Annotated in this window: 14 protein-coding genes; 6 read left to right on the forward strand and 8 right to left on the reverse strand. The window is 73.1% G+C overall.

Annotated features, from left to right (window positions below; translation table 11 throughout):
- Positions 1-149: 149 nt before the first annotated feature.
- A complete protein-coding gene (locus E9529_RS15045) occupies positions 150-1,808 on the reverse strand; it encodes an amidohydrolase family protein (RefSeq protein WP_236831964.1) in 1,659 nt (552 codons plus the stop codon).
- A 55-nt stretch (positions 1,809-1,863) separates the two neighbouring features.
- On the opposite strand from E9529_RS15045, the gene E9529_RS15050 reads away from it, so the two are divergent.
- From E9529_RS15050 to xerC, 3 genes are all read left to right on the forward strand, one after another.
- On the forward strand, positions 1,864-3,051 hold the full coding sequence (locus tag E9529_RS15050; RefSeq protein ID WP_236831965.1) for a MerR family transcriptional regulator: 1,188 nt from the start codon (positions 1,864-1,866) through the stop codon (positions 3,049-3,051).
- 77 nt (positions 3,052-3,128) lie between these two features.
- A complete protein-coding gene (gene mobF / locus E9529_RS15055) occupies positions 3,129-6,824 on the forward strand; it encodes a MobF family relaxase (RefSeq protein WP_236831981.1) in 3,696 nt (1,231 codons plus the stop codon).
- A gap of 250 nt (positions 6,825-7,074) precedes the next feature.
- On the forward strand, positions 7,075-8,199 hold the full coding sequence (gene xerC / locus E9529_RS15060; RefSeq protein ID WP_236831966.1) for a tyrosine recombinase XerC: 1,125 nt from the start codon (positions 7,075-7,077) through the stop codon (positions 8,197-8,199).
- Positions 8,200-8,233: 34 nt separating this feature from the next.
- On the opposite strand, the gene glnA is transcribed toward xerC, so the two are convergent.
- A complete protein-coding gene (gene glnA, locus E9529_RS15065; protein ID WP_236831967.1) occupies positions 8,234-9,667 on the reverse strand; it encodes a type I glutamate--ammonia ligase in 1,434 nt (477 codons plus the stop codon).
- A 166-nt stretch (positions 9,668-9,833) separates the two neighbouring features.
- Here glnA and E9529_RS15070 point away from each other — a divergent pair, with 166 nt between their 5' ends.
- Positions 9,834-10,253: an RDD family protein gene (locus E9529_RS15070; RefSeq protein ID WP_236831968.1), complete on the forward strand. Its 420-nt coding sequence runs from the start codon at positions 9,834-9,836 to the stop codon at positions 10,251-10,253.
- A 194-nt stretch (positions 10,254-10,447) separates the two neighbouring features.
- Here the strand turns inward: E9529_RS15070 and E9529_RS15075 are convergent, their stop codons facing one another.
- From E9529_RS15075 to E9529_RS15085, 3 genes are all read right to left on the reverse strand, one after another.
- On the reverse strand, positions 10,448-11,293 hold the full coding sequence (locus E9529_RS15075) for a DUF4191 domain-containing protein (RefSeq protein ID WP_236831969.1): 846 nt from the start codon (positions 11,291-11,293) through the stop codon (positions 10,448-10,450).
- 70 nt (positions 11,294-11,363) lie between these two features.
- Positions 11,364-12,350 (reverse strand): lipoyl synthase, encoded by a 987-nt coding sequence (gene lipA / locus E9529_RS15080; protein WP_236831970.1) that lies wholly within the window; start codon positions 12,348-12,350, stop codon positions 11,364-11,366.
- 82 nt (positions 12,351-12,432) lie between these two features.
- The gene (locus E9529_RS15085; protein WP_236831971.1) at positions 12,433-13,593 is read right to left on the reverse strand and encodes a hypothetical protein; all 1,161 of its coding nucleotides are present in this window, start codon (positions 13,591-13,593) and stop codon (positions 12,433-12,435) included.
- 56 nt (positions 13,594-13,649) lie between these two features.
- Between E9529_RS15085 and E9529_RS15090 the strand changes: the two genes are divergently transcribed.
- On the forward strand, positions 13,650-14,579 hold the full coding sequence (locus E9529_RS15090) for an LLM class F420-dependent oxidoreductase (RefSeq protein WP_236831972.1): 930 nt from the start codon (positions 13,650-13,652) through the stop codon (positions 14,577-14,579).
- A 17-nt stretch (positions 14,580-14,596) separates the two neighbouring features.
- Here the strand turns inward: E9529_RS15090 and E9529_RS15095 are convergent, their stop codons facing one another.
- A complete protein-coding gene (locus E9529_RS15095) occupies positions 14,597-15,670 on the reverse strand; it encodes a methyltransferase domain-containing protein (protein ID WP_236831973.1) in 1,074 nt (357 codons plus the stop codon).
- A gap of 182 nt (positions 15,671-15,852) precedes the next feature.
- Between E9529_RS15095 and E9529_RS15100 the strand changes: the two genes are divergently transcribed.
- A complete protein-coding gene (locus E9529_RS15100) occupies positions 15,853-16,548 on the forward strand; it encodes a helix-turn-helix domain-containing protein (RefSeq protein WP_236831974.1) in 696 nt (231 codons plus the stop codon).
- Between the two features lie 5 nt (positions 16,549-16,553).
- On the opposite strand, the gene E9529_RS15105 is transcribed toward E9529_RS15100, so the two are convergent.
- On the reverse strand, positions 16,554-18,827 hold the full coding sequence (locus E9529_RS15105) for a bifunctional diguanylate cyclase/phosphodiesterase (protein WP_236831975.1): 2,274 nt from the start codon (positions 18,825-18,827) through the stop codon (positions 16,554-16,556).
- Positions 18,828-18,904: 77 nt separating this feature from the next.
- Positions 18,905-21,220 carry an EAL domain-containing protein gene (locus tag E9529_RS15110; protein ID WP_236831976.1) on the reverse strand — a complete coding sequence of 772 codons (2,316 nt, stop codon included), beginning with the start codon at positions 21,218-21,220 and terminating at the stop codon, positions 18,905-18,907.
- Positions 21,221-21,287 lie beyond the last annotated feature (67 nt).

Raw genomic sequence — 21,287 nt, forward strand, 5'->3', positions numbered from 1 at the left:
CCACCAGCCGAGCACGAAGCGGCTCATTACGCTGCGATCACCGCGTCCCAACCGGAGCCGCGGCCCGTGTGAGAGCGGCACCGAACCCGTGACGGTTCAGACCGAGCCTGTCCGGGTCTCAGGTCACCGTCCAACCCACCCGGGCTGCGTCAGTGGCGCTGGAGCTCAGCGGGCGGCTCGAGCGCCAGGTCCAGGTCGTCGAGGTCGAACCACTGGCCGGATGGTGGTTGGTCAGCCATCGGGTCGGTCCAGCGCAGCCGGACACGGTCCGGGTGGACCTCCATCAGCCTGGCCTCCTGCCACTCGTGCTCGCCGAGGGGGCACACCCACCACGGTTCGGCCAGACAGGACAGGCCGAGTGCGCGCACGGTCTCCAGCGCCTCGTCGTGGCTGCTGACGTCGCCGAGAGGGGCACCGAAGGTGGTCACGGCCTGCCAGCCGCCGGAGGTGGGGACGACGCGACCGAGCAGCTCGCCGTCCTCGTCGCGGCGGACATCCTCGGGGGTGGGGATGCCGGGCCACGTCTCCTGGATGGCCTCGACGATCTTGGTGGTGGAGTCGCGGAGCCAGATGACCCCCTCCCGCTCGGCCGGGCTGCCCGCGTACGCCTCAGGTTCGACCTCACGCCCGAGGACCCACACCTGCCGCAGCCGTTGGGTGGCGGTGATGTCGGCGGTGGGATCGCCGTTGAGGAGGGCCAGGTCGGCCTGCGCCCCGGCGACGAGTCGACCGCGGTCGGCCAGGCCGAACACGTCGGCCGGGGCCGAGGTTGCCGCGGTCAGCGCGTCGGTCGGTCGCAGGCCGGCTCGGACCAGGTGCTGCAGTTCCCGGTGCAGGCTCGCGCCGTGCACCAGGCCGGGGTTGGGTGCATCGGTGCCGGCGAGCACGCGCACTCCCGACTCGAACAGGGCCAGGGTGTTCTCTCGCGCCGCGGTGCCGTCGGGCGCCTGCGGCGGCATCCACCGCCGGGACTGACCGTCCAGGACCCGGCGCCACCGCGGGGTCAGCCGGGAGGCCAGTTCCGGCTGGGTGAGCAGCGGCATCATCCCGTCCGGGCCGGGGAAGCCGTCGATGATGGACAGCGTCGCGATCAGCGCGACACCCGCGCGCGCGACGTCGCGGACCTCGGCGTCGGTCATCCGGTCGAACGGCGCGTGGGCGAGCACGTCGACTCCGCAGTGGGCGACGGTGACCGCGCCGCGGGCGGTCGAGACGTGTGCCACCACGGGCAGGCCGTGGCGGTGCGCCTCGGCGACCAGGGCCTCGATCGTGGCCGCCTCCAGGGAGGGGATGTCGAGCATGGCGCCGGAGCCGTCGTCGTAGATGACCTTCAGGTGGGTGGCGCCCTCGGCGAGCCGGTCCTCGACGAACGGCAGCGCGTCGGCGGGACCGGTGACGTAAGGGAGGGGCGAGTAGGCGATGGTGGGGTGACCGCCCGGGGCCGTGGCGCCGATGCTGGAGGTGCGCAGGTCCGCCCGCACGGGCCCCTGCCCGGCGTCGGCGGCGGCTACCGCGGCCCGTTCGGGGTCGATGACCTCGGGCTTGCTGAACTGGTCCACCACCGTTGTCACGCCGAACGTCGCCGCCAGCTGGGTGCACCCCGGGAGCAGGTGTACGTGGGCGTCGATCAGTCCCGGCAGCAGGGTCCCGCCGCCCCCGTCGATGACCGCGTCACCCGACGCGGCGATGGATGGTGTTCCAATCGCGTCGATGCGGCCGCCGACGACGCGCAGAGAGGTGGCCTCGAGCGGGTGCACCCCGTCGAAGATCCGGACATCGCGGATGGTGAAGGGCTGGTGAACGGGCATACGCGGACGCTAGAAGTTTACGTAGCGAGAAGGTCCAGCGTTTACCGTCGTGACCGTGGAGCACTCGATCAGTCAGGTCGCCCGGATGGCCGGGATCTCTGCCCGCACCTTGCGGCACTACGACGACATCGGACTGCTCACCCCGTCGCGGATCTCCGCCAACGGCTACCGCTGGTACGCACGCCGCGAGCTGCTGCGCCTGCAGCGCATCCTGCTCCTCAGGGAGCTCGGCGTTCCACTCTCGGGCATCCGCGAGGTCGTCGACGGCGAGGCCGACGAACTGACCGCACTGCGACAGCACCGCGAGCAGCTGATCGGTGAACGGAACCGGCTGGACCGCATCGTCGCCACCATCGACCGCACGATCGCCGACCTGACCGGGGACCGGACGATGAGCGACGAGGAGTTCTTCGCCGGCTTCGCCGCGGACAAGGAGCGCCTGCGTGAGGAGCTCGTCGGCCGCTACGGCGAAGCCGTGCGGGACCACTTCGACGCAGCCGAGCAGGTCACGGCCGACTGGAGCCGCGAGGACCACGAGCGCGCCGCCGCCGACGGGCGCCGCCTGCTGGCCCAGATGTCAGATGCCCGCACCCGCGGCGTCGCGCCGGACGACGATGAAGCGCTCGACCTCCTCGCCGAGCACCACCGAGGGGTGACCGCGTTGTGGCCGGCCGACGCGGCGGCGTACCACGGCCTCGGCGACCTCGTGATCGACGACCCCCAGCAGCGCGCCATGGTCGAGGTCGTGGACCCCCAGCTCCCGTCCTGGCTCTCCGCAGCGATCAAGGCATATGCCGTGCACCGACTTGAGCATGACCCGCGCTCGAGCTTTTCGCCTCCGGCGACCCGCTTACCGGTCCCGGAAGCCGAACCCCAACCGGGAACACCGCAGGACAGAGCAGGTGCCCCTCGTCCGCCGTCCCGTAAGACCCGCCCGGTGCCCCTTCCCGCACGGGGAGGACAACCGGGACACCCTGCCGGACGGTCGCAGCCTCGTCGTCCGGCAGCCGCTCAACATCCACGCCGCCGTGTCGCAGGGGGCCGCGTGACGCGAGCCGGTACATCGCGGAGCCGATCGCCATCAGCACCTATAGCCGGGAAGAACGCGACCTGCTCTCAGTCGGCAATCGCCGTAAACGGCCAACGCCATGGCGCCCGCGACGACTCTACGCCCGCCACTCCAGCCTTTCCCGGGCAAGCTCAGGCCTTCGCCAAAGAACGGCACGAATGCTACCTTCGGTGAACGTTCGGGCCCCGCTTCGCGAGGCCTTTCGCCGTTTCTAGGGGTGACGTGTTGGCCATTGTCGGGCGGTGTTGACAATGCGCGGCGGGATCAAGGTGTATGGCGGCTCGCCGGCCGCGGCCCGCTGCTACCTGGATGCGGACCGGGGGCGGGCGGACGACTACTACCTGGCCGAGGGCATCGGGCTGGCCCGCCGCTACGCCACCGGCCCTGACAGCCGGGTGCAGGAGCTGGCGCCGCTGGCCGGGGGCGGCTACGAAACCTGGGTGGCCGGCCAGGACCCGGACACCGGTGAGTCGCGTGGGTGGCTGCGCAGCGACGAACGGGCGGTCCGGTTCGTCGAGGTGGTGGTCAACGGGCCGAAGTCGTGGTCGTTGGCCTCGGCGCTGCACCCGGATGTCGCCGCCGCCTACGACGCGGCGCAGGACCGCGCCGCCGCTCAGCTCATCGGCTGGCTCGCCGAGCACGCCACCACCCGGGTCGGCCCGCGGGGCGGCCAGGTGCAGGTGCCGGTCGAGGTGCTGGAGGCGGTGACCGTGCGGCACTACACCTCCCGCGCCGGTGATCCGCACCGGCATCTGCATCTGCAGGTCAACGCGCGAGTGTTCGCAACGGAGAAATGGCGTGGGCTGCACACCGTCGCCGTGCGCGACTTTCTCGCGGCGATAAACGGGATCGGGCACGCCGCGGTCGCCTGCGACCCGCAATTCCGCGGCGCGCTCGCCTCGCACGGATACACGTTGGACAGCGACGGTGAAATACGGCAGATGTCGAACGTCGTCGGGCCGTTCAGCGCCCGCGCGACACAGATCGCTCGGAATGTGGATCGCTACGAATCCAAATGGACCGCGGCGCACCCCGGCGAAACGCCGGGACCGGCGCTGCGCCGTGCCTGGGACGCCCGCGCCTGGGCCGACGGCCGCCCCGACAAGGTCACCCCTCAGCCCGGCGAGGACCTCACCGCCCGGTGGATGGGCGAGCTGACCGCCCTCGGGTATCGCGACCGCGACCGGCCGGTGGACCTGGCACCCACGCCGGTCGGCGCGCTGGACCGCGACGGGGCGGTCGGCCGGGTGCTGGCACGGCTAGCCGCCGGCCGCTCGGCGTGGAACGCCGCCGATGTCCGGGGCGAGGTCGAGCAGCTGATCGCTGCTGCCGGGGTAGTGGCAGAGTCGGCGGTGCGCATCGAGCTGGCCGAGGACCTCACCGCCCGCGCTCTGGTCCGGTGCGTTCCGCTGCTGGACCGCGACGGCGTGCCGGAGCACATCCGGGCGTTGACATGCCGGCAGGTGCTCGATGTCGAGGCCGAGCTGACTGTCCGGCTGGCCGACCGCGCCGCCGGGCTTGGGGTCGACCTGACCGACGCCGACCTGTCACGGCTTCGGGACGAGCCCATCCCGCCCGGTAGGGGGCCGACCTCAGCTTCCGAGTCGTTGGCCCAGGTGCATCAGCTGGATGCCGGACAGGCCGCCGCGGTCGCGGCGCTGGCCGGCGACCGGCAGCTGGTGGTGGTCGAGGGCGCCGCCGGCGCCGGCAAGACCACCACCGTGACCGCCACCCGCACCCTCCTCGATGAGCAAGGGCAACGGCTCACGGTGGTGGCCCCGACGCTCAAGGCCGCCCAGGTCGTGCAGCAAGAGGTCGGCGCCGACGCAGGCTCGGTGGCGTGGCTGGTGCACCAGCACGGCTGGCGCTGGACCGACGAGGGCGCCTGGACCCGCCTCGCCGCCGGCCAGACCGACCCAGTCACCGGCAGCGTCCACACCGGCCCCGAGGAGGAGGCGCGGCTGCGCGCCGGGGATCTGCTGGTGGTCGATGAGGCGGGGATGCTCGACCAGGACACCGCCCGCGCCCTGCTCACCGTCGCTGACGAGTGCCGAGTGCGGGTGGCGTTGCTGGGTGACCGGCGGCAGCTGACCGCGGTCGGCCGCGGCGGCGTACTGGAACTGGCCGTCCGTGCCGTCGACCCGACCGCGGTGCTCACCCTGGACCGGGTGCACCGCTTCATCCGCACCGACGGTGGGTTCACCGTCGCGGACACGGAGTACGCCGAGCTGACGCTGGCCATGCGCGCCGGCACCGACCCCGGAACGGTGTTCGACGCACTCGCCGCACGCGGCCAGGTCCGGCTGCATCCCGACGCGGCGGCGATGCGGGAGGAGCTGGCCGACACCGCGACTCGCTCCTCCGCGGAGGGTGAGCCGGTGGCGGTGGTGGTGGTGGACACCCGGGAGCAGGCCGCCGCCCTCAACGCCGCCGTCCGCGAGCGGCTGGTCGCCGACCGCCGGGTCGAGGACACCCGGGTCGTCGTCACCGCGGCGGGTCAGCGGATCGGCGTCGGCGACCGGGTCGCCACCCGCCGCAACGACCGCGACCTGGGCGTGGCTAACCGCGACACCTGGACGGTCACGACCGTCGACGGCGGTGGCGGGCTGGTTGTCACCCCCGCCGCCCGCGCCGGGGGGAACGTCACCTCCGCCGGTGTCACCCCCGCCGGGTCGCGGCAGCGGACGTTGCCCGCCGACTACGTCACCGCCCATGTGGAGCTGGCCTACGCCAGCACCGCGCATGGCGTCCAGGGCGACACCGTTCCCGCCGCCCACCTGGTCATCGGCGAGTCCACCGGCGCCGCCGGCGCCTACGTGGGGATGACTCGCGGCCGGCAGGTCAACATCGCCCATCTCGTGGCCGCCGACGCCGACGAGGCGCGGGAGCAGTGGATCGCGGTGTTCGCCCGCGACCGGGCCGACCTGGGCCCCGCGCACGCCGCGGAGCAGGCTGCCGCCGAGGCAGCCTCCTACGCCAGCCCCCGTCCACTGGAGCAGGTGCTGGCCGAGCTGCACCAGGCGTGGTCGGTCGAGCAGCGCTGCGCCGACCAACTGGCCCTGCTGGAGCCGTGGCGCGACACCCTGCGCCAAGTCGTCGCACAAGAGGCCGGTCACGCCGGCGAGCTCACCCGACTCGACGCCGAGTGGCGGCAGACAGCGCTTGTCGCCGAGCGGGCGAAGCAGACGGCCCAGGCCAGTACGAGGGCGGTCGCCGCCGAGGCCGACCGCATCCGCGACAGCCTGCTCACCGCCTGGGACGGCGAACGCCCTGCCGCGCGCGTCGCGGCCCGGGTCGTGCTCGACGGGCCCGGCCGGCTGCACCTGCGCCGGGCCGCCGTCGCCCGCGCCAGCCAGCAGCTGACCGGCTGGGCCGACCGATGGCGCCCACATCGGCCCGACCTGCCCACCGACCCGACCCAGCTCGCCCAGGAGGCCGACGGATACGACGACCGCGCCGCGCTGTGGCAGGCGTTCGATACCGCCGCCCGCCGCACCGCCGAGCACCGCCATCCGGAGCAGGCGCAGCTGCATGCGGTTGCCGATACCGCCCGGCACACCGCCGAGGAGGCGCGGCGTGCCCTGGCCGAGGCCCGTCACCGGCGCGACGAGCGACTGACCCCGCTGGGACCGCTCGCTTTCGCCTCGGACCCCGTAGCGCTGCTGACGAACCTTGAGCGCGAGGTCGTCGACAGGTTCCAGCAGCTGACCAACGCCCGCACCCACATCACCGCGCTGACCGCCGAACCGGCCGTGCGCGCCCTGCCGCCCCACCGGCTTGCCCGCGAGCACGACACCTGGGGCGCCGGCCGCGACGCAGACCGCGCCGCCGCACGGAGGGCCGAGAGCCGCAACATCGTGTCGCCCGGGGCCGGGCATGTCACGCGATCCGAGGACGTGCCCTCCCTCTCTCGCCGGCGTGCCCCGGACCGGAGCGTTCCGCGATGAGCAGAACTTTCGAGTCACGGCGCAGACCGACCTGGCGGCACCTCGGCACCGGACCGCAAAGTTTCGGCGTCGGTCGCCGCATCTTCCACCGCATCGACGATCTGCACGACCGGATCGACGTCCAGCACGGCTACGGGCGCCGGTCGACTTTGGCAAAGGTGTTGTGTCGGCACCTGAGTGCACCGTCGCTCGGACACCCGCATCCGTCGTCGACGTCCAGCGGCGCCCGCAACAGCAGGAGGATTGAACGATGGCCGTAGTGATCGACCGCTGGCGCAGGATGGACCGCGCGACCGGGAAGCTCGTTCCCACTGCGCGCGACGGCAAGGGGTTGCGCTACCTGTCGCACTTCCGCGATAACTCTGGATGTGAGGTCACCAAGGCCTTCGCGCTGAAGCGAGACGCGCAGCGGTGGCTCGACGAGCAGACGGCCGAGATGGTCCGGGGCACGTACGTGCACCCCACCGCGGTCAAGACGACGGTCGGGGAGTGGTGCGAGACATGGCTGTCCGGCTACGCCAGCAGACGTCCCAGAACCGTCCGACAAGCGCGGGTGCACATCGCGCAGATCACGACCGCCTTCGGCAACCGTCCTCTGGCTGCGGTGCGCCCGTCGGATGTGAAGTCATGGACGGCCAGGCTCAAGGCTGACGGCCTTGCTGACAGCTACGTCTACGCGCTCCACAACCGGCTGTCGCAGCTGATGAGCGACGCCGTCCATGACGGCATCCTGGCGCGTAGCCCTTGTTCCCGGCGCACGACTCCGGGCGCCGGCAAGCCCCGCCCCTACGTCGCCACCACCGAGCAGGTGTGGGCTCTGCACGATGCCGTCGGCGAGCACCTGCGACCAGCGATCCTGCTCGGTGCCTTCGTCGGTCTGCGGACCGCCGAGGCCGTCGGCCTGCGGGTGGCCGACGTCGACTTCATGCGCGGCATCGTCAGGCCGGTGCAGCAGCGGGACGGCGAGCCGTTGAAGTCCGAAACCAGCCGGACGCCGCTGCCGATACCGTCCGAGCTGGCGCTCGAGCTTTCCGCTGCGGTGGCCAGGTGGGGCGGCGACTACGTCGTCACGGACGGCGCTGGGCGGCAGTCCTCGACCTGGGCCATCGAACGCGCGATGCGAGCGGCCCGGCCGAAGGTCGACGGGCTACCGGAGGAGTTCCGCTTCCACGACCTCCGGCATTACCTGGCTTCGCTGCTGATCGGCAGCGGCCTCGACGTCAAGGTCGTCCAACACCGGCTCCGACACGGCTCGGCCAAGACGACCTTGGACACCTACGGCCACCTGTGGCCGGACAGCGACGAGTCCGCACGAGCCGCCGTGGGAGCAGTGCTGGCGGCTCGTGCGGACTGTGTGCGGACTGGCGGTGCGTGACCCAGCAAAACCGCAGGTCAGAGCCTAGACAACATCAGATGTCGTAGTACATCGCGAACTCGTGCGGGTGCGGGCGGAGGCGGATCGGGTCGATCTCGTTGGCCCGCTTGTAGTCGATCCACGTCTCGATCAGGTCGGGGGTGAACACCCCGCCGTCGACCAGGTACTCGTGGTCGGTCTCGAGGTTGTCCAGCGCGGCGTCCAGCGACGCGGGCACCTTCTCGATGCCCAGGGCCTCCTCGGGCGGCAGCTCGTAGAGGTCCTTGTCGATCGGCGCCGGCGGCTCGATCATGTTCTTGATGCCGTCGAGGCCGGCCATCATCATCGCCGAGAAGGCGAGGTAGGGGTTGGCCGACGGGTCGGGCACGCGGAACTCGATGCGCTTGGCCTTCGGGCTGTCACCGGAGATCGGGATGCGCAGGCAGGCCGAGCGGTTGCGGGCCGAGTAGACCAGGTTGATCGGCGCCTCGTAGCCGGGCACCAGGCGGTGGTAGCTGTTGACCGTCGGGTTGGTGAAGGCCAGCAGCGACGGGGCGTGGGCCAGCAGGCCGCCGATGTAGTGGCGGGCGGTGTCGGAGAGGCCGGCGTACCCGGTCTCGGCGTGGAAGAGCGGCTGCCCGTCCTTCCAGAGGCTCTGGTGGCAGTGCATGCCCGAGCCGTTGTCGCCGAACAGCGGCTTGGGCATGAAGGTCGCGGTCTTGCCGTGGGCCCAGGCGGTGTTCTTGATGACGTACTTGAACAGCATCAGGCTGTCGGCCGACCGCAGCAGCGTGTCGAACTTGTAGTTGATCTCGGCCTGCCCGCCGGTGCCCACCTCGTGGTGGCCCCGCTCGAGCTCGAGCCCGACGCCGATGAGGTTCTTCATCATGTCGGCGCGCAGGTCGCTCTGCTGGTCGTAGGGCTCCACCGGGAAGTAGCCGCCCTTGGGACGGGCCTTGTAGCCACGGTTCGGGCCGCCGCCGAGCTCGGTGGCGGCGCCGCTCCGCCAGGAGCCCTCCTCCGAGTCGATGTGGTAGTAGCCCTCGTTGATCGAGGTGTCGTACCGGACGGAGTCGAAGACGTAGAACTCCGCCTCGGGGCCGAAGTACGCGGTGTCGGCGATGCCGCTGGCGGCCAGGTAGGCCTCCGCCTTCTTCGCCACGTTGCGCGGGTCGCGGCTGTAGGCCTCCCGCGTGATCGGGTCGTGGATGAAGAAGTTGACGTTCAGCGTCTTGTGCTTGCGGAACGGGTCGACGAACGCGCTGTTGGCGTCCGGCAGCAGCAGCATGTCCGACTCGTTGATCGCCTGGAACCCGCGGATCGAGGAGCCGTCGAAGCCCAGGCCGTCGGAGAACGTGTCCTCGCCGAACGTCGACGCCGGGATGGTGAAGTGCTGCATGACGCCGGGCAGGTCGCAGAAGCGGACGTCGACGAACTCGACGTCGTTGTCGCGGATGTAGGCGGCGACCTCGTCGGGACTGTTGAACATCGATCCTCCGGGTGTGGGCGGATTGCCGAACGGCACGCTACGAGCGGGGAGTTGCCCCACCGTGTCCCGAGTGTTTCGGGGCGGTAACAACGCCCTGGGCGTGTCGCGGGCGGTGGCCACCCTTCAGGCGCGGAACGCGCGTGGCCCTGTCATTACGCTGGCTGTCATGGTCAGTGATGCCGGACAACCCTCTCAGGCACCCGCCCGCGGCGCCTCCCTGGGGTTGCCGTCCAGCGGCCCGGGTTCGCTGGCCCCGTTCACGCGGCGGGTGGGCGGCTACCTCGTCGACGCCCTCGCCTCTGCGCTGATCGCCTGGGCCTTCACCGCACCCGCGGGGCCGGGCAACTGGAGCCTGCTGGTGTTCGGCGTGCTCACCGTCGTCACCCTGGTGCTGTTCGGCCAGACGCCGGGGCACAAGGTCCTCGGGATGCGGCTGGCCCACCCGACGCCGCACGCCCGGCTCGCGCCGTGGCGGGCCGTGGTCCGGACCGCCCTGCTCGTGCTGCTGGTGCCCGCTCTGCTGGTGGACGGCGACGGCCGAGGGTTGCACGACCGGCTCACCGGCACCGCCGTCGTCCTCGAGTGAGGCCGTCGGATCGATGATCAGGGAACCTGATCATCGAGCGTCCTCCCTCAGCGCCCACGGTGAGGGAGGACGCTGCACGATCAGGGACGCTGATCGTCGCCGGGTGCGCAGGTGCGGCAGGTGCGCGGGTGGGGGCGGCAGGACGCCGAGGGCCCCGTCCGGTGTCGGACGGAGCCCTCGGGGAACGCGTGCGGCTAGCGGCGGCGGACCTGGCGCTGGCTCACCGACATCTGCCGGCCGCCGGGGAGCGGGCCACCGGGCACCGGCATGCGTGGGCCGCCCAGCGCGCTCATCCGCCGGCCGAGGGCGTTGACCTCGGCGGCGCTCAGGTTGCGCGGCAGCTTCATCACGTGCGTGCTCAGCTTCTTCAGGGGCACCTGGCCCTCGTCGTCGCCGATCGTCACGTCGTAGATGGGGGTGTCGCCGACGACGCGGGCGATCTTCTTCTTCTCCTGGGCGATGAGGCCGCGCACCCGGCCGGGGGAGCCCTCGCCGACCAGGACGATGCCCGGCCGGCCGAGCACCCGGTGGACGGCGTCCAGCTGCGGCGTGCCGGCGACGCCGGAGGTGACCCGCCAGTCGCCCCGCATCCCCTCCAGCACCCACGCCGCGGCGCCCGGCTGGCCCTCGACCTGCGTGTAGGCGGAGCGCTGGGCGCGGCGCCCGAAGACGATGAGCGCCGCGAGGGCGCCGAAGAGCAGCGCGAGCGGGATGAACAGGAACGGCGCGCTCAGCAGGATGCCGATCAGCTCGACCACGGCGGCGACCACGACGAACGCGATCAGCATGATCCAGGGGAGCTTCGGGTCGTTGCGCCGGGTCAGGCCGTAGGCCTGCTTGATCATGCTGCCCTGGCTGCGCATCTTCTTGAGGCGGCCGACCTTCGGCTGGCCGTTCTTGTCGAGCTTCGGGGCCTTGCCCGCCTTGCCGGCCTTGCCCGAGCTCGCGGCGGTCGCCCCCGAGGCCCGGCCACCGTCCTTCGGGGTGCGTCCGGCGGAGCCGCCCGGAGCGGTGGGGTCAGAGGACTTGCTGCGCGCCATGACGCCAAGGATAGAAGAAGGCCACGCCGGCCCCCGCCACTCGCGAGCCCGTGGCGGGGGCGGGTGGCGCTCAGATCGTCGGGGTCAGCCCGCGGGCCTCGATCGCCTGCTGGTACAGCCGGCCGGCGCGGTAGGAGCTGCGCACCAGCGGCCCGGCCAGCACGCCCGGGAAGCCGATCTCCTCTGCGTCCTTCTGGAACTGCACGAACTCGTCGGGCTTGACCCAGCGGACGACGGGGTGGTGCCGGGGGGAGGGGCGCAGGTACTGCGTGATGGTCAGCAGGTCGCAGCCGGCGTCGTGCAGGGCCTGCATGGTCTCCCGCACCTCGTGCGGCTCCTCGCCCATGCCCAGGATCAGGTTGGACTTGGTGACCAGGCCGGCCTCGCGCGCGGCAGTGATGACGGCGAGCGAGCGCTCGAACCGGAAGCCGGGGCGGATGCGCTTGAAGATCCGCGGGACGGTCTCCACGTTGTGGGCCAGCACCTCCGGCCGGGAGGAGAACACCTCGGCCAGCTGGTCGGGGTCGGCGTTGAAGTCGGGGATCAGCAGCTCGACGCCGCAGCCGGGCAGCTGGGCGTGGATCTGGCGCACCGTCTCGGCGTACAGCCAGGCCCCGCCGTCGGGGAGGTCGTCGCGGGCCACGCCGGTGACGGTGGCGTACCTCAGGCCCATCGTGGCGACGCTCTCGGCCACCCGGCGGGGCTCGTCGGCGTCGAAGTCGGCGGGCTTGCCGGTGTCGATCTGGCAGAAGTCGCACCGCCGCGTGCACTGGTCACCACCGATGAGGAACGTCGCCTCCCGGTCCTCCCAGCACTCGTAGATGTTGGGGCAGCCGGCCTCTTCGCAGACGGTGTGCAGGCCCTCGCGTCGCACCAGCGACTTGAGCTCGGTGTACTCGGGGCCGGTCTTCAGCCGGGTCTTGATCCACTCGGGCTTGCGCTCGATCGGGACCTGGCTGTTGCGCACCTCCAGGCGCAGCAGCTTGCGGCCGGCGGGCTCGATCCGGGAGTCCTGGACGGGGGTCTGCTCAGGGTTCCGCACCGGCGCCTCGCTCATGATCCCCACCGTACCCGCGCAGACGCCGCAGCCCCCGTCGCGCGAGGCGGCGGGGGCTGCGGCGGGAGAGCGTCGTCGGCGGTCAGACCTGCCGCTCGTCGGGGCCTGCGGTCGGCCCCTCCGTGGCACCGCCGCCGGAGCTGAAGGGCTCCGGGGTGTTCGTGATGTCCTCGCTGGCGCTGTCGGCGCCGTCGCCGTCGACGAACTGCGCGTCGCGGACGCCCATGTCCGACTCCGGCGGTGCGGAGTCGCCGGTGGTGTCGGCCGTGGACACGGTCTTGCCGGAGCCGCTGGAACTCGGGGAACTGGGCACGGGGTCCTCTCGGTAGCTGGGCACCGGGCCGTCGCCGGCCGGAGCGGGCGTCCACGACTCCTGCTTGCTGCGCCGGAGCAGGACGAAGGCAGCGGTACCCGCGGCCAGCAGCGCCAACACCCACGGCCAGCGGCGGGGCTCGGGCTCCACGCCCGCCCGGCGCTTGACGGCGGCGGCGGTGGCCAGCGCCGCCTTCTCGAACTCCTTGCGCTTCTTCCCGGCGTCCTTGCGGGCCTTCTTCGCGGCCTTGCGCGCCCTGCGGGAGGACTCCGCGGCCGCTGCCGCGAGCTCGGCGCGGCGGGCGTCGATCTCGCTGCGGGCGCTGTCGACGCCGGCGGCGAGCGTGCCGCGGGCGCTCTCCAGCGCCGGCGACACCGCGTCCCGGGCCGCGACCACCCGCGGGGTGGCGTAGGCCAGCGCCGCGGCCTGCGCCGCGGTCAGCCGGGGGCCGACGTCCTCCCTGAGGGACTTCTGGGCCGCCTCCACGCGGGGGCCGAGGTCGGCGGCGGCACGGTTGGCGGCCGCCTGGGCCGACAGCACCGCGGCGGCCACCCTCGGCGCCGCGGCCTCACGGGCGGCGTCGAAGCGGGGACCGAGGGCGTCGCGCGCGGACTCCACCCGCGGGCCGAGGGCGTCACGGGCGGACTCCACCCGCGGGCCGAGCGTGTCGCGCGCGGAGGCGACGGCCGGGGCGGCGACGGCGGCCGCGGCGGCCACCTTCGGCACGACGGCCCGCTGGGCGGCCTCCACGCGTGGGGCGAGTTGTTCGGCGGCGGCGCGACCTGCCTCGGTCACCGCCGTCCCCAGGTGGGACAGGCCCTCCTGCACTTCAGCGCTGATGATCTCGCCGCGCGTCTTCTTGCGGAACACGAGCTGCACCTCCGAGTTGATCGTCTGGCGGCCATCCTGCCCGGTCCGGCCGGTGCGCACACCCCGAGGGGGCGGCCGGTCGAGCGGCCGGGCGTGGCGCTGGTTACGGTCCGGCGGTGCAGTTGCGCATCTTCACCGAGCCGCAGATGGGCGCCACCTACGACGACCTGCTGGCCGTCGCCCGGCGCACGGAGGAGACCGGCTTCGACGCCTTCTTCCGTTCCGACCACTACCTGACCATGGGGGGCGACGGCCTGCCCGGGCCCACCGACGCCTGGGTCACGCTGGCCGGGCTCGCCCGGGAGACCAGCCGCATCCGGCTGGGCACGCTGATGACCGCCGGCACCTTCCGGCTGCCCGGCCCGCTGGCGATCGCGGTCGCCCAGGTCGACGCGATGAGCGGTGGCCGGGTGGAGCTGGGCATCGGCTCGGGCTGGTTCGAGGCGGAGCACACCGCCTACGGCATCCCGTTCCCGCCGCTGGGGGAGCGGTTCGACCGCTACGAGGAGCAGCTCGCCGTCATCACCGGGCTGTGGGGCACGCCCGTGGGCGGCACCTTCGACTTCGACGGGCGGCACTACCAGCTCTCCGGCTCGCCGGCGCTGCCCAAGCCGGTGCAGGAGGGCGGCGTGCCGGTCCTCGTCGGCGGGAGGGGCAAGCGGCGCACCCCACGGCTGGCGGCCCGCTACGCGCACGAGTTCAACGTGCCGTTCATGCCCGCCGACGAGAACGCCCGCCTCTTCGCCGGGGTGCGGGAGGCCTGCGAGGAGGCCGGCCGCGACCCGTCGTCCATGGTGTTCAGCTCGGCGCTGGTGCTCTGCGTCGGCCGGGACGAGGCCGAGCTGGCCCGCCGTGCGGCGGCCATCGGCCGCGACGTCGACGAGCTCCGCGAGCACGGCGTCGCCGGCACCCCGGCGGAGGCGGTCGAGGTGCTGGGCCGCTACGCCGAGGCGGGGGCCCAGCGGGTGTACCTGCAGGTGCTCGACCTCGCCGACCTCGACCACCTGGACCTGGTGGCGGGCGAGGTGGCGCCCCAGCTGGGCTGAGACGCCACCCGCGCGGCCTACGGTCGCCGGCCGTGGGTCAGCGCGTGCATCGGCGTCAGCTGCACGGAGCCCAGGTCGGTGAACCCGTGGCGGGTCAGCAGGTCGTCGTAGGCGCTCCGGGGCAGCAGCTGGTCGTCGATCTGCGCCTCGAAGAACTGGATGCCGCTCATGATGCGGCCGGGGACGGTGCGCAACCCCTCGTCGGTGTCGGGGAACGGGAAGTCGGAGATGACGAACCAGCCCCCCGGCTCGAGCGCGGCCACGACGTTCTGGGCCACCCGGTCGATGTCGCGGCACTCGTGCATGGAGATGTTGTTGACGACGACGCGCGCGGGCGGATCCAGCTCCATGTCCTCCAGCGCGCTGTGCACGAGCTGCACGCGGTCGCCCAGCCCGGCGGCGTCCACGCGCGCCCGGGCGAGGTCGAGCGAGTGCCGGTCGCCGTCGACGCCGACGAACGTGCAGCGCGGGTACGTGGTGGCCATGCGCACCAGGCCCACCCCCGCGCCGCACGCGGTGTCGGCCACCCGGCAGCCCGCGTCGAGCTCCGCGGCGAGGCCGGGCACCCGCTCCAGCCCACCGGGGACCAGCCGGGTGTAGAAGGGCGTGCCGGTGCCCGACACCGCCGCGATCCACTCCGGGCTGGTGTCCTCCCACCACATCCGCTCGCCGCTGGCGAGCACCTGCTCGAACCGGCCGAACACCTCGTGCGCCTCGAGCACGCCGAACACCCCGCCGACGTAGGCCGGCGATCCGGCGTCGAGCAGCAGCGTGGCCATGTTCGGGGCGAGCCGGAAGCCGGGGCCCGAGCGCTCCACGACGCCGGCGCCCAGGGCCGCGCGGCACCAGACGGAGACGTAGGACGGGTCGAGGGCCAGGGCGTCGGCGAGCTCGTCGGCGGTGGCGCCGGGGTGCTCGGCGAGCCTCTCCAGCAGGCCGGCGCGCAGGCCGATCGCCACGGTCCGGTGACCGACGTAGCCGGCGATCAGCGCCAGCACGGTGGGGGCCGTGTCGGCGAGCGTGGGGCCCGCGGCGAGCGGGGCCGTGACGACGGGGGTGGTGCCGGCCGGGCCGGGGGCGGTGGTGGTCATGGGAGCCTCCTGGGAGGGCGGGGACGCGGACCTCGTCACCGTCCCGCCGTCGGCGGCGCCCGCTCCAGTGCTGGATCTGAACCGCACCGGTACTGCTTCTGTACCGCGGCCTGCGCCCCTTCCGGGATGCCGTCCGCCGTCCTAGCGTCGGCACCGCACGGGGACGTCGGGAGGTGCCCGCCATGCCCTCGCAGTACGGCCAGTTCTGCCCGGTGGCCAAGGCCATGGAGCTGCTCGACGAGCGGTGGACGCTGCTCGTCGTCCGCGAGCTGATGCTGGGCAGCCGGCACTTCAACGCCCTCCGCCGGGGCCTGCCCCGGATGTCACCGGCGCTGCTGTCGAAACGGCTGCACACGCTCGTCCGGGCCGGCGTCGTGGAGCGGTGGGAGGAGGGCAACCGCGTCACCTACCGGCTCAGCGAGTCCGGGCGCGAGCTCGAGCCGATCGTCGACGCGCTCGGCCGCTGGGGGATCCGGTGGATCCCCGAGCTCGGTGACGCCGACCTGGACCCGCACCTGCTGCTGTGGGACGTCCGCCGCAACGTCGACACCGAGGCGGTACCGGACGGCCGCACGGTGATCGCGTTCCGCTTCCCCGAGCTGGCGGTCGCGCGGCGCTGGTGGCTCGTGGTCGCCGCGGACGGGGTGGACGTCTGCGACGTCGACCCCGGGTTCCCGGTGCGGGTGGCGGTGGAGAGCTCGCTGCGGACGCTGACGCGGGTGTGGCGGGGGGACGTCACGTGGTCCGAGGCCGTGCGCTCCGGGGAGCTGGTGCTGCGCGGGGAGCCGCAGGCCTGCCGGGCGCTCCCGCGGTGGCTGCGGCTCTCCGCGACGGCGCTCACGCCCCGCCCAACCCCGCGCGACGCATCGCTCGTCTGAGTCGGTCAGCTCGGCAATGCGTCCAGCAAGGTCGACGGCCGCGCAGCGAGCCAGGCGCGGAAGTCCACGACCGGCATGGGGTGCCCGATCGCGAAGCCTTGAACGGTGTCGCAGCCCAGTCCGGCCAGCACCGCCCTGGTCCCGTCGTCCTCGACACCTTCGGCGACGACCGAGATCCCCAGTTCGTGGGCCAGCGCGACGGTGTGCCGGACGATCGCTGCGACCTTGGCGTCGGTGCCCACGTCCAGGACGAGACTGCGGTCCAGCTTCAGTTCGTCGGCGGGCAGGTTCCGGAGATAGGCCAGCGAGCTGTACCCCGTCCCGTAGTCGTCGATCGACGTGCGCACGCCCAGGCTGCGCAGCTCGCCGAGCACCCGCTGGCCCCGCTCGGGGTCGGTCATGAGGGTGTCCTCGACCAACTCGAGGGTCAGGGCGCGGGCGGGGAGGCCGTGGCGGACCAACGCCTGGGCGACCTTCCCGGGCAGGTCGAGGTCGGTCACGTTCGCGGCGGCGAGGTTGACTGATACCGGCACCTCCTGTTCCGGCCACCAGTCCGAAGCGGCGGAGAGTGCGAGTTCCAGCACGGTGTCGGCCAGCGGCCGGAGCAGTCCTGCCTGCTCGGCGGCGGGCAGCAGCTGAGCCGGCGCGAGCAGCCCACGGACGGGGTGGCGCCACCGGACGAGAGCCTCGGCGCCGACGACGGCGCCCTCGCGCAGGTCAACCTGCGGTTGCAGGTGCACCTCGATCTCGTCTCCGCGCTCGAGCGCCGTCCGCAGGTCCTCCATGATGCGCAGCCGGTCCGCGGTGCCCGTGGTGGGATCGGGCACGTAGACGTGCACACCTGCACGAGCCGACTTGGCCGAGTACATCGCGACGTCGGCGCAGCGCATCAACTCATCGACCGTCGCGGCGGGCACGGGCGCGCCGGCGACGCCGATGCTCACGCCGACGTGCAACCGGATGCCTTCCACGGTGACCGGTTCGCGGACCAGTTCGTGCAGTCGTTCGGCGAGGGTTCGGGCCTGGTCGAGATCGGCGTCCGGCAGCAGGACGGCGAACTCGTCGCCGCCCAGGCGGGCCAGCAGGTCGCCGCCGCGCAGCGCGGGCAGCAGCTTCGGTCCGATCTGGCGCAGCAGGTGATCGCCGGCGTGGTGGCCGAGGCTGTCGTTGACGTGCTTGAAGCCGTCCAGGTCGAGCAGCAGCAGCGCAGCCGGATGCGAGGCGGATGCGGTCCCGAGTGCCGTCGTCACCTGCTCGTACAGCGCCCGGCGGTTGGGCAGACCGGTCAGCTCGTCGGTCCTGGCCTCCTCCTTGACCCGACTGAAGGCGCGCACCTCGTGGAAGGTAACGGCCACGCGGGCCAGTGCCGAGAGGACGCAGCCGACGGCGAGCCACGCGGCTGCCGGGTTGAAGCGGCTGCCGGCGTCGAGCCCCAGCACGAGCAGGCTGGCGACGTTGCACGCGAGCGGGACGGCGAGCACGCGCCAGCCGACACGGGTGGTGGTCATCGCGGGGTGCTGGGTCGGGCGTCGGCCGCTGTGCGCGGCCACCGCCATGAGGGTCACGGCGGTCAGCCATGTGAGGTCCAGGAGGCCGCCCTCGATGTAGATGCCCTGGGTGGCCAGGTCGAGGAAGACGATGTCCCCGACCAGGTTGGCCACGATGGCCGCCGCCAGCAGCAGCAGCGTGCGATCCCGCCGGACGCCGAGGATGGCGCCCACGGCCACGAGCAGGGCGAGCAGCACGACGTCGGCGATCGGGTACGCCAAGCTGGTCACGACGGCGGCCGTGTCACCGTCGGTCAGCTCCAGCGCGGGACCGAGCATGAGCGCGACCGCGACGGCCCCGGCGCCGAGGGCCCCCACGACGCCGTCGAGCCACATGCTCGTGTGGAATCGTGTCACCCTGGCCCGGATCAAGGCGAGCAGCGCGACGTAGAGCGGGACGTAGTAGCCGAGGTAGAACAGGTCGGCGACCGACGGAAAAGGCTCCTCGTCCAGCGGGGCGATCACCAGCGAGTAGACCAGGTTGCCCACGAGACCCAGCAGGATCGCCACCGCCAGTGCTGACCAGGCGAGACGGTCCGCTCGGGAGCGGCGGACGGTCAGCAGGCAGACCAAGGCCGCTCCGGCGTAGACGGCGTTGTAGAAGCCCAGGTCGTACACGAGCGCCCAGACCTCGCCGGCCGGGCGAGGCCCCACGCCCGTGGCGAACAGCCCCAGGCAGAGCAGGGTGACGCCCAGCGCGGCACGCGACCACGTCAGGTCACGGCTGATCATCCGTCGATTCGATCGCACACGAACCACGTCGGGTGGGGGCGCCTGCCGCTGGACGACCGGCCGGCGTCGAACGACCCCTACGGGTGAGATCGCGATGCCGCGGCGCGTGGACGAGCAGTGCGGTGGAACGAGGTCGGCGGCTGCTCCAGCCACTCCAGGAGGTCGTCGACCGGCATGGGGCGGGCGACCGCGTACCCCTGGGCGACGTCGCAGCCGAGCTCGGCCAGCGCCGCCGCGGTGCCGTCGTCCTCCACGCCCTCGGCGACCAGGGTCAGGCCCAGGCCGTGGGCGAGGGCCACGGTGTGCCGGACGATCGCCGTCGCGCGGGGGTCGCGCCCGACGTCGGCGGTGAGGCTGCGGTCGAGCTTGAGCTCGTCGGCCGGCAGGTGGCGCAGGTAGGCCAGCGAGCTGTAGCCGGTGCCGTAGTCGTCGATCGACGTGCGGACGCCCAGCCGGCGCAGCTCGCCGAGCACCGTGCGGCCGCGGTCCGGGTCGGCCATGAGGGTGTCCTCGACCAGCTCGAGGGTGAGCGCCCGCGCCGGCAGGCCGTGCGCGCGGAGGATCGCCGCGACGGTGGCCGGGAGATCGGGGTCGGTGACGTTGGCGGCCGACAGGTTCACCGACACCGGCACCGCCCGCTCCGGCCACCAGCGCGCCGCCGCGGCCAGCGCGAGCTCCAGGACGGCGTCGGTGAGCGGGCGCATCAGCCCGGCCTGCTCGGCGGCGGGCAGGACGACGGCGGGGGAGAGCAGCCCGCGCGCCGGGTGCTGCCACCGCACCAGCGCCTCGACCCCGACCACCCGCCCACCCGCCAGCGCGACCTGGGGCTGCAGGTGCACGAGCAGCTGCCCCTCGTCCAGGGCGGTCCGGAGGTCCTCCATCGTGCGCAGCCGGTCGCCGGAGCCGCTGCCGGGGTCGGGCACGTAGGAGCGCACCCCCTCCCGGGCGTTCTTGGCCGCGTACATCGCCACGTCGGCGCAGCGCAGCAGCTCGGTCACGGTGGCGGCGGGCACCGGCCCGGTGGCGATGCCGACGCTGACCCCGACGTGCAGCCGCTCGCCCAGGACGACGAACGGCTGCAGCAGCCGCTCGCGCAGCCGCTCGGCGCGCTCGGTGGCGCCGTCGACCCCCGTGCCGGGCAGGAGGACGGCGAACTCGTCGCCGCCCAGGCGGGCCACCAGCTCACCGGGCCGCAGCTCGGGCGCCAGCCGCGGGCCGACCTGCCGCAGCAGGTCGTCGCCGGCGGCGTGGCCGAGGCTGTCGTTGACCTCCTTGAACCCGTCGAGGTCCAGCAGCAGCAGGGCGACCGGCCGGTCCGCGCCCGGGGCCAGCGCCGCCCGCGCACGCTCGAGCAGCGCCCGCCGGTTGGGCAGGCCGGTGAGCTCGTCGGTGCGGGCCTGCTCGCGGATCTCGTGCAGCCCGCGAAGCTCCTGGACCGACATCGCCGTGCGCGCGAGGGTGGCGAGCAGGCAGGTGACGGCCGCCCAGCCGGCGAGGCCCAGCCGGGCCGAGCCCCAGGTGGAGACCAGCACCGCGACGCTCATCACGCTCGAGCCCAGTGGGACGAAGGCCACCCGCCAGCTCAGCCGCGCCACCGGGTCGGCGTCGGCGGGCCGGATGCCGGCGGTGCGGCCGGCGACGTGCGCCGACAGCGCGCTGAACGTGGCGCCGGCCAGCCAGGTGAGCGTGAGCGGCCCGTCGAGGAGCAGGTCGCCGTCCGCCAGCCGTTTGAGCATGAGGGCGTCGGCCGAGAGCGTGCACAGCAGGCCGGCGACGAGCAGCACCAGCGGCCAGTCGCGGCGGAAGCCCATGACGGCGCAGACGGCGGCGACGGCGGCCAGCAGCAGGGTGTCGGCGATCGGGTAGAGCCGCAGCACCGCGAGGCGGCCGTCGGCCGGGACCGACGCGATCGACGGGAGCAGGGTCACCGCGAAGATGACCGCGCCGCAGGCCCCGGTCAGGGCGTCGAACCACATGCTGGGGTGCGGCTTCCCGACCCGGGACCGCACCACGCCCAGCAGCGCCACGCCCATCGCCGGGTACGCCGGCGCCCAGAGGACGACGGTCAGCCACGTCGGGACGGTGCCGAGCACGGGCTCGAGGACGACGGCGTAGACGGTGGTGCTGGCCGCCACGGCCGCGAGCGCGACGGCCAACGCGTTCCAGATGAGCCGCTCGTCGCGGCGGTGGCGCGCCGTCCGGCGGCAGACGGTCGCACCGAGCAGGTAGACGGCGTCGTAGACCACCAGGTCGTAGACCAGCGCCACGGCATCCCCGGACGGGCGCCACAGCTCGCCGGCGGCGTAGGCGGCGACCGCGACCAGGCAGCCGAGCGCGAGCCCGCCGGTTCGGGGTGCGCGGCTCCGGCCCGTGCGCGCGTCGAGAGGGTCCACGGTCCGGTCATCGACGGCGGCGGGGAAGGTGTCGAGACGAATGCGTCCGGTATGCCTCCGAAGGGTG

The organism is Blastococcus sp. KM273128 (assembly GCF_021698975.1).
GTDB lineage: Bacteria > Actinomycetota > Actinomycetes > Mycobacteriales > Geodermatophilaceae > Blastococcus.

Bases quoted from the DNA above. Each gene is read 5' to 3' on its own strand.
- mobF (WP_236831981.1), top strand. From the start codon at position 3,129: ATGCGCGGCGGGATCAAGGTGTATGGCGGCTCGCCGGCCGCGGCCCGC.
- glnA (WP_236831967.1), bottom strand. From the start codon at position 9,667: ATGTTCAACAGTCCCGACGAGGTCGCCGCCTACATCCGCGACAACGAC.
- E9529_RS15100 (WP_236831974.1), top strand. From the start codon at position 15,853: ATGCCCTCGCAGTACGGCCAGTTCTGCCCGGTGGCCAAGGCCATGGAG.
- E9529_RS15075 (WP_236831969.1), bottom strand. From the start codon at position 11,293: ATGGCGCGCAGCAAGTCCTCTGACCCCACCGCTCCGGGCGGCTCCGCC.
- xerC (WP_236831966.1), top strand. From the start codon at position 7,075: ATGGCCGTAGTGATCGACCGCTGGCGCAGGATGGACCGCGCGACCGGG.
- E9529_RS15095 (WP_236831973.1), bottom strand. From the start codon at position 15,670: ATGACCACCACCGCCCCCGGCCCGGCCGGCACCACCCCCGTCGTCACG.
- E9529_RS15045 (WP_236831964.1), bottom strand. From the start codon at position 1,808: ATGCCCGTTCACCAGCCCTTCACCATCCGCGATGTCCGGATCTTCGAC.
- E9529_RS15070 (WP_236831968.1), top strand. From the start codon at position 9,834: ATGGTCAGTGATGCCGGACAACCCTCTCAGGCACCCGCCCGCGGCGCC.
- lipA (WP_236831970.1), bottom strand. From the start codon at position 12,350: ATGAGCGAGGCGCCGGTGCGGAACCCTGAGCAGACCCCCGTCCAGGAC.
- E9529_RS15105 (WP_236831975.1), bottom strand. From the start codon at position 18,827: ATGATCAGCCGTGACCTGACGTGGTCGCGTGCCGCGCTGGGCGTCACC.